The sequence below is a fragment of the Blautia wexlerae DSM 19850 genome (genome assembly GCF_025148125.1).
Taxonomy (GTDB): Bacteria; Bacillota; Clostridia; order Lachnospirales; family Lachnospiraceae; genus Blautia_A; species Blautia_A wexlerae.
This window is the reverse complement of record NZ_CP102267.1, coordinates 2017519-2030117: the sequence shown is the minus strand read 5'-3', so window position 1 is coordinate 2030117 and position 12599 is coordinate 2017519. Positions and strand designations below refer to the sequence as shown.

Here is a 12599-nt window from a genome sequence, read left to right as displayed (position 1 = left end):
TTTTTTTATTTTGCCGGATATGATATCTGTTTTTGGATGAAGCAAAACTTAATCATAACTAACTTTAAAAGTGTATCATTTTAGTATATAAAAATCTATATATAACAGATTCTGCTAATGTTGTTTTTTTCTCATTAAGATGACCCCGGAGCAAAATCCGAGGTCATTTATTGTGCGAATTATTTACCTGTTATCGTTTATTTTACTTTTACTGTAAATACCTTCTTAACACCATTGCAGGTTACTGTGATTTTGGCAGTACCTTTTTTCTTTCCTTTTACAACGCCTTTGGAGCTTACTGTTGCAATCTTGCTGTTGCTTGACTTGTAAGTAACCTTTCCTGATGGAGTTGCCTTTGCAGAAATGTTTGTTGTTTTTCCAACTTTTACAGTTGCTGAAGATTTGCTAAGTTTCAGGGATGGATTTTTAACTGTTATCTTGCAGGTTACTTGGTATTCTCCGCAGGATGCTGTGATCACTGCTGTTCCTTTTGCCTTAGCAGTTACAACACCTTTGCTGTTTACAGAAGCCACTTTTGTATTGCTGGATTTCCATGTGATTTTATCTGTAAGGTTTGTTGTAACTTTGAGAGTAGTTTTTGTGCTGCCTTTTGTATAAAGAGTCTTGGAAGAAGTATTTAATTCAAATGTATTTTCTGCTTCTTTGTAAGTAAAAGTAAGATTATTCTTATATCCTACAGCAGTTATTTCAAATACAGTTGCATCTGTTACCTGAAGATCTGTGAGATCAAGAGTTCCATCTTCTTTTACAATGACCTTGCTTCCTCTTCCGGTTGCGGCATATTCTGTATCATCAACTTTTACTTTGCTGATGCTCTTAATGTATGCAGAGAACTCTTCTGCTGTAATGCCTTTTGCTGCAACCAGTTTTGTCTCGTTACTGTCATAAGAAGCCGGCATTTTGTCTGTATTTACTGTAAATTCAGTTACAATGGCTGCATATTTTCCGCTGGCATCTGCAATTTCAACCTTATGTGTTCCCAATGCAAGAGCTCCAACTGCAAGTTTTCCGTCTGTGCAGGAAACCACTGTTTTGTCTACAGTATACTGTGCCTTGAAGTCTGCCGGCAGAGCCTGGTCAAAGGTAACTGCTGCAGATGAGTCTGTATTCATAATATCTGTCACTGTTGCCTTGATTCCTGTAGTTGTCTGCACCTTTACATCCGGAACATCAAAAGTGATCATGCCTTTATCTGTGTAATAAGTAACGCTGTCAATTGTTTTTCCCATGATTGATTTATAATGCGCAGAAGAAACAGGGCATCCGTGAACTTCTGTTGTATATCCTGTACCCCAGGCAAGCATACTTCCACGCCAGATATTCTCCAGATGACGCAGGCCATAGTTGGTTCCGTCTGTAGTATTTACGGTTACACCATAAATCTTATCTGTAGTCGTATCGATCAGTGATGAAAAAGTCTCATTATTCAGATCCAGCTCATAGTCCCCGTAAGTTGTCTCTGTTTTTAATATAGCATCAATTGCAACGGTCTGTGTCTGAGCACCTTTCATTGCTGAGAAAGAATAGCTGCCATCTGCATTTACAGTAAGTTCTTTGTAATAAGACGGTGTTTCACTTAAAATATAATAAGAGTAAGAGGCATTTTCAATCAGGGAATCTTTTCCTGTATAGGTGTTGCTGCTTGTCTGTCCTCTGTTTGTCACTGTGATCGTTACAGAGTCAGAATCTGTTACCTGCTTCTGGTCTTTCAGAAGGGAAAGATCACTGACCTTTACAGGGAAAGTAACACCTGTTACATCGGTTCCATTGGGGTCTACGTGATAAGCGGAATTTCCGTTCATCATACCTGCTGTTCTTGATTTATTAAGAGTTGCAGATGTGAAAGCATCAACTTTTACATCATTATTTTTCAGTTCTGCCTTGTAGAAATCATCGTATGGAATATTCATAAGCACATAAGCTTCGCCCTGCTGTGCTTCTGCAGCAAAAGCATCCTGGACATCTTCGGTGGTAAATTCTTCCTGCGCATCCTCGGCGGCAAACTCTTCGGAAACAGAGAAATCTGTGCTGTCTGTAAGTACCTCACTGTCTGTGAAATCAGATGCCAGAACTGCATATGGCATGCTGGTCATAGCAACTGCGGCACTCATTACAACAGGTGCTATTTTTTTCATAAGTTTTTTGTTTGTCATGGTTTTCTCCTCTTCTAAAATTTTTTTGCGGAATCACTCTTACCAGAGGGTTAATCAACTTATTAACCAAAGGGATTTTACTTTTACCAAAAGGGAGTGACTTCTGCCAAAGATATTCATATAGGATTGCTATAGGTAGGCTGTCAGCAGTAATCATGTGAATTAGTCACTGCTAACTTATGAAATAGTAACATGTCTGTCTGAAAAAATCCACACTTTTTTACCGGGGATATTCGTCATTTTTTCTCAATAAATGCTTTCAGTAAAAATCAGTATTAGTTACATCTAACTTGTGGTTGCGGGAATATTTTTTCTGTGTTAAAATGTCTGAAGAATTCTGATAATTCAATTTTGGATTTTTTGAGAGGAGAAAATAGATTTATGAAGCAAAAAACAGCCTGCCTTGGGCTTTTTTCAGCTGTGGCGATCATTCTGGGATATGTGGAATCACTGATTCCGGTTTTTGCGGGGATTCCGGGGATTAAACTTGGACTTGCCAATCTGGGAGTACTTTTTATTTTGAAGAAATATTCATTTAGGGAGGCTGCCCTGGTTTCTGTTGTCCGCATTCTGGTGATCGGATTTATGTTCGGAAATCTGTTCAGTATCCTGTACAGTCTGGCAGGCGCCGCGCTTAGTATGACAGTTATGACACTTATGCTGAAAAACACCTCCTTCAGTCTGATCGGTGTCAGCGTTGCAGGAGGTGTTTCCCATAATATCGGTCAGTTGATCATTGCCATGCTGATCGTACAAAATGCAAGTGTGTTTGTATACGCACCGGCACTTCTGGTGGCAGGTGTTGCTGCCGGGGTGGTAATCGGCGGACTTACTAACGAGATTTTGAAAAGAGTTCATCTATAACTTTAAAAGCATCAGTTATCTGAATTTATAATCTTTCAGATAACTGATGCTTTTTTCAATCTTCTTCTATATGTTCCCGTCCCTGGTTGATGATCGTGCGGACATGATCATCTGCCAGAGAATAGAAAATAGATTTTCCCTCTCTGCGGCTCTTTACCAGTTTATTCTGTTTCAGAATACGAAGCTGATGAGAAATCGCAGACTGAGTCATATTCAATGCTTTAGCGAGATCGCAGACGCATACCTCTGCCTCAAACAAAACAAACAAAATGCGTATTCTGGTAGAGTCTCCGAAAACCTTGAATAATTCGGCCAGATCATAAAGCTCTGTTTCTTCCGGCAGGGTTTCATCTACAATTTTAAGCAGATCTTCATGTATTTCATTACTCTCACATAATTCTTCTTTGCATACTTCCATTTTCTTACCTGTTACCTTTCCGGCTTATCACAAAAGGTTTCTGCTGATTTGCCTGTTTCTTATAAATTCTTTACAAATAATGTACGGACCGCGTTTAATACTGCCAGGATCATAACACCTACATCTGCAAAAATGGCCACCCACATGTTTGCAATACCTAAAGCTCCAAGGATCAGGCAGAGAATTTTAATGCCGATTGCAAAATAAATATTTTCATATACAATACGGATACATTTACGTGCAATTTTGATCGCTTTGGAAATCTTCAGAGGATCATCATCCATCAGAACGATATCAGCTGCTTCGATTGCTGCATCTGAACCAAGCGCTCCCATCGCAATACCAATATCGGCTCTGGATAATACAGGGGCATCATTGATACCGTCACCTACAAACGCAAGTTTAGCCTTTTCAGACTTCTGATTAAGAAGTTCTTCTACCCTGGAAACTTTGTCAGCAGGTAAAAGTTCGCTGTATACTTCCTGAATTCCCAGTTCCCCGGCAACCTGATCTGCAACACGTTTTGAGTCGCCTGTCAGCATAACGGTCTTGCTGATTCCGGCTTTCTTCAGTTCAGCGATTGCCTCTTTTGCATGAGGTTTGATGATATCGGATATCAGGATATGTCCTGCATATTTGCCGTCAATGGCCATATGCACAACAGTTCCTACATGATGGCAATCCTGATAAGCAATGCCAAGTCTGTTCATTAATTTGGTATTACCGGCAGCTACAGATATGCCGTCAACTTTGGCAATCACACCATTACCACTGATTTCTTCAATATCAGTAACACGATTTCTGTCGATTGGTTTTCCGTATGCTTTCTGCAGGCTCTTGCTGATCGGATGGGAGGAAGAACACTCGGCAAGTGCTGCATATTCTAACAATTTCTCATCAGGCATTTCATTGTGATGAATACCACTTACTTCGAAGACACCCTGAGTCACAGTACCTGTTTTGTCAAATACAACATATTTTGTCTGAGCCAGTGTTTCCAGATAGTTGGAACCCTTGACCAGAATGCCCTGATTGCTGGCTCCACCGATTCCTGCGAAGAAACTTAACGGGATGCTGATGACCAGCGCACATGGACAGCTGATTACAAGGAAGGTAAGGGCTCTGTAGATCCAGTCTCCCCACATGGCAGGTTTTCCCATAATAAGAAGTACGATCGGCGGGATAAATGCAAGAGCAAGGGCTCCGTAACATACTGCAGGTGTATAGTATTTCGCAAATTTGGAAATAAAGTTTTCAGATTTTGACTTTCTGGAGCTGGAATTCTCTACCAGTTCAAGAATCTTGGATACTGTAGATTCACCGAATTCCTTAGTTGTACGGATCTTCAGCAGACCTGTCATATTGATACAGCCACTGATCACTTCATCGCCTGCTTTTGCATCACGCGGAAGACTCTCACCTGTCAGTGCACTTGTATTTAATGTAGAAGTTCCCTCGGTGATCACTCCATCGATCGGTACTTTTTCACCCGGCTGAACAACAATAATGGTTCCGATCTCAACTTCATCAGGATCAACCTGTTCCAGTGTTCCGTCTTTCTCTATGTTCGCATAATCAGGACGGATATCCATCAGTTCACTGATGTTTCGTCTGCTCTTTCCCACTGCATAGCTCTGGAAAAGTTCTCCAATCTGGTAGAAAAGCATAACTGCAACACCCTCGGAATAGTCGCCAAGGAGAATTGCACCTACTGTGGCTACAGCCATCAGAAAGTTCTCGTCAAACACCTGTTTATTTAAAATACCCTTAAATGCTTTCTTCAGGATATCATAGCCGATGACCAGATATGGGATCATAAAAAGAACAACTCTCAGGTATCCCTCTGCCGGCAGTAAGGAAAAGACCACGATCAGCACTGCTGCTATGATAATTCTGATCAGCATTTTCTTTTGCTTCTTGTTCATATCAATACCTCTCTCTTCTTATAAAAGCAGGACTGCTGCAAAAAACTTTCCGGCGAAAAGCTCAGTGCCGGGATACGTTTTATGCAACAGTCCATTCTCCGGATAACTCAGAATTAAAGATAGATCTCACAGTCGTCTTCTACCTTCTTGCAGTTCTTTAATACGTCTTTCATAACTGCTTTTGAATCCTGTCCGTCTTCGAATTCAACGATCATCTTCAGCATCATGAAGTTAACTGTTGCATCTTTAACACCGGCTGTATTCTTGGCAGCTTCCTCCATTTTATTAGCACAGTTTGCACAGTCTACATCGATTTTATAAGTTTTCTTCATAATATTTTCCCTTTCCGCTCATCTCTTTTATATCAACATATGAGCACTTGTTCATTTGTTTGATTTTATTATAGCATTATTTTCTCTTCTGTCAATAGTTTTGAGGAGATTTCTTTACGGAAATCAAAAGTTATGTTATAATCCATGTTATTATAGTTTAACGTGTTGCTTTAATGTTTTAAAAAACAGGATATTATTATCTGGCAGGTATCAAAATCATAAAAAGAAATAGGATACTCTTTGACAGAACATAACTGTCTGTACTGTTTGCGTACAGCAGTTCACAACAGCAATATCGGAAAGAAAAAAGGAGGGTATCAATATGGCGATACATGAATCAGGAGAAGATTATCTCGAAGCGATCCTTATGATCAAAAAAAGAAACGGTAATGTCCGCTCTATCGACATTGCGCATGAACTGTCTTTTTCAAAACCGAGTGTCAGTGTTGCAATGAAGAATTTGAAAGCCAGTAATTACATTACGATTGATGAAAATGGATTTATCAATCTGACGGAAACCGGGCAGGAAATTGCAGATAAGATTTATGAAAGACATACCTTTCTGACCGGATGGCTGACTTCTATCGGAGTTGACCCGAAGGTTGCAGCCGAGGATGCCTGTAAGATGGAGCATGCGATCAGCGCAGAGAGTTTTTCTGCCATTAAGAAGTCTATTGCAGGCACGCATGAAAATTATAGCAATCCTCGTAAATAATGCATTTAAGACAGTTCAGCAGCGTGCGAAAGACAAGGAAGATATCTGCAGGTGTGCTGACGCACGGCAAAGATATCTGACGCAGGATTTCACACTCTGATGGGCTGGATTAAGATGCATTATTTTAGAGGATTGCTATAAATAAAAACATAATAAAAACCATATCCCGGATTTTCAGAGACTAAGCATCTGTTGCTTTATCATGAAATCCCGGATATGGTTTTTTATGGTTATCTTTATGCTTCCTCTTCTTTTGGAAGAAGATTTCTCATACTTCTTAAACTGATAGTCAGTGTTGACATGTTATGAAGCAGTGCGGATGTTGTAGGCATAATGATACCTGTAACTCCAAGTGCGATCAGACCGCCGTTTATACCGATAATAGTTCTGTAATTATTATGGATACGCTTCATCAGCGCTGTGCTCAGTCTCTTTAACGTAACAATCTCATGGAGATTATCTGCAGAAATTGTAACATCTGCGATCTCACGTGCAATAGCTGCGCCATCACTGATAGCAATTCCCACACTTGCAGAAGAAAGTGCCAGTGAATCATTGATCCCATCACCGATCATAATAACTTTATGCCCCAGTTCTTTTTCTTTCTCTACAAAAGATGCCTTATCTTCGGGCAGGACTTCGGAGTAATATTCATCTACTCCTACACGTTTCGCAATAGCTGCTGCTGTACGTTCACTGTCACCGGTCATCATTACGACTTTTGTAATGCCGGCTTCTTTTAATTCACGTACTGCATCTGCAGCCTCTTCACGAAGCGGATCCTCTACACAGATAACTGCTGCAAGTTTTCCTTCGATTGCAAGATACAGGTGAGAACATTCTAATGGCAGGTGTTCAAATCTGTCTTCCATTCCTTCCGGAATTACACACTTTTCATCTTCCATTACGAAATGCCAGCTTCCGATCACTGCCTTTTTGCCTTCAATAGTTGTAGAAATACCATGAGCTACGATATATTCTACTTTTGAATGCATTTCCTCATGAACAAGATGTTTCTCTTTGGCTGCATTGACAACTGCTCTTGCCATGGAATGAGGGAAATGTTCCTCCATACATGCTGCAATACGCAGAAGCTCATCTGAACTCAGCTCTTCACTGAAAGATACCACATCTGAAACTACAGGCTTTGCTTTTGTAAGTGTACCCGTCTTGTCAAATACAATAGTCGTGGCATCAGCCATTGCTTCCATATATTTACCGCCCTTTACAGTAATACTGTGAGTACTTGCCTCACGTATAGCGGATAATACGGAAACAGGCATGGCAAGCTTCAGTGCGCAGGAGAAATCTACCATAAGTACCGCAAGGGTTTTCGTCATGTTTCTAGTAAGCAGATAAGTTATCCCTGTACCTGCAAGAGTGTATGGCACAAGTCTGTCTGCAAGATGTTCTGCATTACTTTCCACAGAGGATTTCAGCTTCTCAGAATCCTCGATCATGTTGACAATCTTCTCATAGCGGCTGGAACCTGCTGCTTCTTTAACCTTAACAGTGAGTTCGCCCTCTTCCAGAACAGTTCCTGCATAGGCAAAGCTGCCTTCTGCTTTACGTACAGGCGCAGATTCACCTGTCAGAGAAGTCTGGTTGACCATTGCTTCTCCTGCTGCAACATCTCCGTCAAACGGAATCACATTACCCATATGTACGCGTATCAGATCACCTGCTTTAACAGAAGAAGCAGATATAAGAACCTCCTGTCCGTCTTCATTTACAAACCATACTTTCTCTGCATTGATAGACATGCTTCTTGCAAGGTCATTGACGGATTTCTTATGTGTCCATTCCTCAAGGATCTCACCGATTCCAAGCAGGAACATGGTGGAACCTGCAGTATTGAAGTCACCGCGGAGCATAGATACACCGATTGCTGCTGCATCCAGAACAGGTACCTCCAGTTTTCCCTTCATCAAAGTACGTACACCATGATAAATGTATTTCACTGATTTCACTGTAGTGATCGCTACACGTACCGGGTATGGCAGAAACATTTTATTTAATGTACGCATTACCACAGAGTTGATCAGTTTTTCTTTATAGGTTTCGTTTAATTCACGTCCGGAATTCTCAAGTGCTGATTCAGATACCTGAGCAGTTTCATAGGAAAATCTGCTCAGTAAACGAATCAGCCCATCTCTGCTGCCGGTATAGACAACAGCGACATCCTGAGTTCTTACATAAACCGATGCCTTGCTGATATTTGCCTCTTTCTCCAGATAACACTGCAGAATATCCGCCTGTCTGTAGGTCATGTGTTTCTGCGCAAGGTGGATACGAATTCGTCCTTTTATTTCATGCTTAATAGCAAATTTCATTATTCCTCGCTGCCTTCTTCTGTTTCTTCTGTCTCTTCTTTGAAATCTGTTGTCTCTTCTGTTTCTTCTGCTGCTTCGTCAGCTGTATCTTCTACCACTTCCTCAGCTGCTGCTCTGTCTTCGTTGATCTGCTGTGCTTCTGCATAAATATCCTCAGCATTCTCCTGAATTGCGGAAGCTGTTTTCATTACACATGCCTTTGCACGTAAAACGGCTGCTGTGCAGTTTGTGTATAATTTCTTTGCATCTTTACTTGTAAGAATCTTGATACCTGCTGTACCGAAAGCTACTCCTGCTGCAAAGATTCCTGTTTTTTTACCGTCAAATTTGATCATTGATGTATCCTCCTGTTGTGATTTTTAATTTATTGTAACCACTCAGCACCCTTTCGGTGCTGAACAGTTATGAACTGTTTTCAGATAAATATGATGGGCAAACGCATTATTGCGACATCAGCTTATTTATATTCCATGTATTATACAACCAAAATTTCTGGATTTCTACTTTTTTCTTCTTGTTGAGAAATATTCTCATTTCAGACATGTTAAGAAAGTTACCGGAAACCGTATTGCCAAAAGAGAGTAAAAAACTGAAGAAATATAAGAAAGCCACCGGAAATTATACTCTTCAGCATTTCCCGGCGGTCATCAGTTCGTTCTCTATTTAAATTTTTACTTGTTTTCAATGTTTAAAATCACAGGAATTTACGAACATCCGCTCAATTTCCTGTTTGTCAATGTATCCACAGGCCTTCAGTCCTGTCAGAACTACATTGTTAAAACTGTCTTTTGATAATTTCTGGACTGTATTGTCATCCAGCTCAATGGTGCATACACTTTCATCTTTACAATCCGGATTTCTCACGATTTTATACATATTTCTTCTGCTGATCGCACCAATTTCTTCCAAAAGATTTACCATACGGTAAACCGTAGCTGATCCGATGCCCGGATCCAGGCGGGATGCATTGTAATAGATTTCTTTACAGCAGGAACACTCATTTTCAAGAATGACTTCCAACAGCATTCTTCTCTGTTTGGTAATCCTGCATCCTCGCTTCTTTAATTCCTGGATTACAACATCTTTCTGCATTCGGGTTCTCTGGTAATTGGGCTCTTTACAATTTTCCTGTCTCTGTAATGCTGCTGCTCCCAAAATCACATCATCCTTCCGCTTGTTAATTTCTGTTTCCTGACATATGGCTGCTGTTTGGCATCAGGTTTCAGTAATATGCCTGATTCTCAATGGCACCCTTTGCAGTGGCTGCAGTCTCCGCCACATGATGACTTGCCGCTTTTTTTGTCTCTGACGATTCCTCTTATGATCAGTCCGACAATTAAAATCAAAATTGCTCCTACAATCAATGTTCCCATAAATGACACCTCCTGCTTTATATCATTATCATACACATATAATCACTATACTGCAATCTGATAATCAGCAGTCCACTAACTGTGAAGATACGTTACTGTTCACTTCGTTCTCAGTAACACGCTCCGCGATGAAAAAGGTATGAAACAGTTGCAATTCTGTTTATCAGAACCCGCACCACCAGATGGGACGCAGGCTCTGATCTTATTACTGTTTTATCTGGCTTTTGCCATACCCTTTACCTTTACATTAAGGCTGCCGCTTTCCTTATAAGGTCTGAACAGCAGATATAAAAATCCGATGATAATTGCGAATGCAACCACTGTCCAGATACCGAAACCGCCGCCTGTAACCAGTGTACCGATCTGATAGATACACAGAGACACAAGATATGCAAGTCCACACTGATATCCGATTGCAAATAAAAACCATTTTGTATTGTTCATCTCTCTCTTGATCGCACCCATAGCTGCGAAGCAAGGAGCACAAAGAAGGTTGAATACCAGGAAGCCGTAAGCTGCGATCGGTGTCATAGCTGCTGCCAGGTTACCCCAGATCTCAGCACCGTCTTCTGCAACTTCTGCGAATCCATAAAGCATACCAAATGTAGCTACTACATTCTCTTTTGCAATCAGACCTGTAACAGCTGCAACTGCCATCTTCCATCCTTCGCCGGCTTTTGTCCAACCGAGAGGTGCAAAGATCCATGCGATTGCTGTACCGATCTTAGAAAGGATACTCTCGTTAAGTTCTTCAACCATACCGAAGCTTCCGCCTTCCCATCCGAAGCTCATTAAGAACCACAGAATGATTGTTGAAAGAAGGATGATTGTTCCGGCTTTCTTAATGAAGGACCAGCCTCTTTCCCACATACTTCTTAAGATATTGCTGACTGTTGGCCAGTGGTATGCAGGAAGCTCCATAACGAACGGAGCCGGATCACCGGCAAACATTTTTGTTTTCTTTAAGATGATACCGGAGCAGATAATTGCTACGATACCGACAAAGTAACAACTTGTTGCAACCCATCCGCTGTTTCCGAAGAATGCACCTGCGATCATGGCAATGATCGGAAGTTTAGCTCCGCAGGGAACGAATGTAGTTGTCATGATTGTCATCTTTCTGTCACGGTCATTCTCGATCGTACGGGAAGCCATAACACCTGGAACACCGCATCCACTGCCGATAAGCATTGGAATGAAGGATTTACCTGAAAGACCGAATTTACGGAAAATTCTGTCCATGATGAATGCTACACGAGCCATGTAACCACAGGACTCAAGGAATGCAAGGAATGCAAACAGTACAAGCATCTGAGGTACGAAACCGAGAACAGCTCCCACACCGGCTACAATACCGTCAAGGATCAGTCCCTGTAACCATGCTGCACAGCCAATCGCATTCAGCCCTGATTCAATTGCCGGAGGAATGATCTCACCAAACAGAACATCGTTTGTCCAGTCAGTTACGAAAGCACCAACTGTAGTTACAGATACATAATATACGATAAACATTACAACTGCAAAGATTGGCAGTGCCAGCCATCTGTTGGTAACAATACGGTCGATCTTATCAGATGTGGAAAGCTTATCTTTTCTTGCCTTAGTCACACACTGACCAATGATAGAAGAAATATAAACATATCTCTCATTTGTGATAATACTTTCTGTATCGTCGTCAAACTCATTTTCCATTTCTTTGATCTCGGCAGATACATTTACGGATGTATTCATCTGCTCAATGATCTTGTCATCTCTTTCAAGAAGCTTGATTGCGAAGAATCTCTTCTGTTCTTCCGGTACCACACCGGTCAGTTTATTCTCAACTGCTCCGATGATCTCTTCTGCTTTATCGCAGAATTCATGGACAGGTGTTACTTTCCGGTGGCTCTGGGCAATGGAAACTGCCTTGTTTGCAGCTTCTGTGATTCCAGTTCCTTTCAGCGCGGAAATAGTAACAACTTCACAGCCAAGTTTCTTTTTCAGTTTATCAATATGTATTGTATCGCCGTTTTTCTCAACGATATCCATCATGTTGACTGCCATGATGACCGGAATCCCAAGTTCCAGAATCTGTGTTGTAAGATACAGGTTACGTTCAATATTGGTACCATCAACGATATTGATGATCGCATCCGGTTTTTCCTGAAGAATGTAATTTCTTGCAACTACCTCTTCAAGTGTATATGGTGATAAAGAATAAATACCAGGTAAGTCAGTGAGAATAACATCTTTGTGTCCTTTCAGCTTACCCTCTTTTTTCTCGACAGTTACACCTGGCCAGTTACCTACAAACTGATTTGATCCGGTCAGTGCATTGAACAATGTCGTTTTACCGCAGTTCGGATTACCTGCGAGTGCAATTTTTACTGACATAATCTCTCTCCTCTGATTTCTTGATCTTTCTCATTTTGATCACTTTACCCAATCTTTCTGCTGTCGATATCATTCTCAACAGTTATTAGTCA

The 12599-nt window shown here is 41.0% G+C and carries 12 protein-coding genes; 3 read left to right on the top strand and 9 right to left on the bottom strand.

The features are described 5' to 3' along the window. Window positions 1-197: 197 nt before the first annotated feature. The gene (locus NQ550_RS09445; protein ID WP_025577015.1) at window positions 198-2174 is read right to left on the bottom strand and encodes an Ig-like domain-containing protein; all 1977 of its coding nucleotides are present in this window, start codon (window positions 2172-2174) and stop codon (window positions 198-200) included. 381 nt (window positions 2175-2555) lie between these two features. On the opposite strand from NQ550_RS09445, the gene NQ550_RS09440 reads away from it, so the two are divergent. Continuing rightward, entirely contained in the window at window positions 2556-3038 is a 483-nt protein-coding gene (locus NQ550_RS09440; RefSeq protein ID WP_025577014.1) for a Gx transporter family protein, read from the top strand. A gap of 55 nt (window positions 3039-3093) precedes the next feature. Here NQ550_RS09440 and NQ550_RS09435 read toward each other — a convergent pair whose 3' ends face one another. The 3 genes from NQ550_RS09435 to NQ550_RS09425 form a co-directional block, all read right to left on the bottom strand. Beyond that, window positions 3094-3456 (bottom strand): ArsR/SmtB family transcription factor, encoded by a 363-nt coding sequence (locus tag NQ550_RS09435; protein WP_008703071.1) that lies wholly within the window; start codon window positions 3454-3456, stop codon window positions 3094-3096. Between the two features lie 59 nt (window positions 3457-3515). Beyond that, on the bottom strand, window positions 3516-5381 hold the full coding sequence (locus NQ550_RS09430; protein WP_025577013.1) for a heavy metal translocating P-type ATPase: 1866 nt from the start codon (window positions 5379-5381) through the stop codon (window positions 3516-3518). 113 nt (window positions 5382-5494) lie between these two features. After that, a complete protein-coding gene (locus NQ550_RS09425) occupies window positions 5495-5713 on the bottom strand; it encodes a cation transporter (protein WP_025577012.1) in 219 nt (72 codons plus the stop codon). Window positions 5714-6035: 322 nt separating this feature from the next. Here NQ550_RS09425 and NQ550_RS09420 point away from each other — a divergent pair, with 322 nt between their 5' ends. Continuing rightward, a complete protein-coding gene (locus NQ550_RS09420; RefSeq protein ID WP_025577011.1) occupies window positions 6036-6428 on the top strand; it encodes a metal-dependent transcriptional regulator in 393 nt (130 codons plus the stop codon). 236 nt (window positions 6429-6664) lie between these two features. Here the strand turns inward: NQ550_RS09420 and NQ550_RS09415 are convergent, their stop codons facing one another. Together NQ550_RS09415 and NQ550_RS09410 are read right to left on the bottom strand one after the other, a co-directional pair. Then, entirely contained in the window at window positions 6665-8761 is a 2097-nt protein-coding gene (locus tag NQ550_RS09415; protein WP_025577010.1) for a heavy metal translocating P-type ATPase, read from the bottom strand. Further along, complete coding sequence (locus tag NQ550_RS09410; RefSeq protein ID WP_008703066.1) at window positions 8761-9096, bottom strand: DUF6110 family protein; 336 nt, start codon at window positions 9094-9096, stop codon at window positions 8761-8763. Before NQ550_RS09410 ends, NQ550_RS09415 begins: the two co-directional genes overlap by 1 nt. 206 nt (window positions 9097-9302) lie before the next feature. Between NQ550_RS09410 and NQ550_RS09405 the strand changes: the two genes are divergently transcribed. Continuing rightward, window positions 9303-9428 carry a hypothetical protein gene (locus NQ550_RS09405; RefSeq protein ID WP_259839965.1) on the top strand — a complete coding sequence of 42 codons (126 nt, stop codon included), beginning with the start codon at window positions 9303-9305 and terminating at the stop codon, window positions 9426-9428. Between the two features lie 14 nt (window positions 9429-9442). Here NQ550_RS09405 and NQ550_RS09400 read toward each other — a convergent pair whose 3' ends face one another. From NQ550_RS09400 to feoB, 3 genes are all read right to left on the bottom strand, one after another. Next, on the bottom strand, window positions 9443-9853 hold the full coding sequence (locus tag NQ550_RS09400; protein WP_008703065.1) for a transcriptional repressor: 411 nt from the start codon (window positions 9851-9853) through the stop codon (window positions 9443-9445). A gap of 149 nt (window positions 9854-10002) precedes the next feature. Then, window positions 10003-10134 (bottom strand): FeoB-associated Cys-rich membrane protein, encoded by a 132-nt coding sequence (locus NQ550_RS09395; RefSeq protein WP_025577009.1) that lies wholly within the window; start codon window positions 10132-10134, stop codon window positions 10003-10005. A 213-nt stretch (window positions 10135-10347) separates the two neighbouring features. Continuing rightward, the gene (feoB, locus tag NQ550_RS09390; protein ID WP_025577008.1) at window positions 10348-12507 is read right to left on the bottom strand and encodes a ferrous iron transport protein B; all 2160 of its coding nucleotides are present in this window, start codon (window positions 12505-12507) and stop codon (window positions 10348-10350) included. Window positions 12508-12599: the final 92 nt, after the last annotated feature.

Coding starts and splice junctions, on each gene's coding strand:
- NQ550_RS09405 (WP_259839965.1), top strand. CDS start 9,303: ATGTTAAGAAAGTTACCGGAAACCGTATTGCCAAAAGAGAGTAAAAAA.
- NQ550_RS09425 (WP_025577012.1), bottom strand. CDS start 5,713: ATGAAGAAAACTTATAAAATCGATGTAGACTGTGCAAACTGTGCTAAT.
- feoB (WP_025577008.1), bottom strand. CDS start 12,507: ATGTCAGTAAAAATTGCACTCGCAGGTAATCCGAACTGCGGTAAAACG.
- NQ550_RS09430 (WP_025577013.1), bottom strand. CDS start 5,381: ATGAACAAGAAGCAAAAGAAAATGCTGATCAGAATTATCATAGCAGCA.
- NQ550_RS09420 (WP_025577011.1), top strand. CDS start 6,036: ATGGCGATACATGAATCAGGAGAAGATTATCTCGAAGCGATCCTTATG.
- NQ550_RS09445 (WP_025577015.1), bottom strand. CDS start 2,174: ATGACAAACAAAAAACTTATGAAAAAAATAGCACCTGTTGTAATGAGT.
- NQ550_RS09395 (WP_025577009.1), bottom strand. CDS start 10,134: ATGGGAACATTGATTGTAGGAGCAATTTTGATTTTAATTGTCGGACTG.
- NQ550_RS09410 (WP_008703066.1), bottom strand. CDS start 9,096: ATGATCAAATTTGACGGTAAAAAAACAGGAATCTTTGCAGCAGGAGTA.
- NQ550_RS09415 (WP_025577010.1), bottom strand. CDS start 8,761: ATGAAATTTGCTATTAAGCATGAAATAAAAGGACGAATTCGTATCCAC.
- NQ550_RS09400 (WP_008703065.1), bottom strand. CDS start 9,853: ATGCAGAAAGATGTTGTAATCCAGGAATTAAAGAAGCGAGGATGCAGG.
- NQ550_RS09440 (WP_025577014.1), top strand. CDS start 2,556: ATGAAGCAAAAAACAGCCTGCCTTGGGCTTTTTTCAGCTGTGGCGATC.
- NQ550_RS09435 (WP_008703071.1), bottom strand. CDS start 3,456: ATGGAAGTATGCAAAGAAGAATTATGTGAGAGTAATGAAATACATGAA.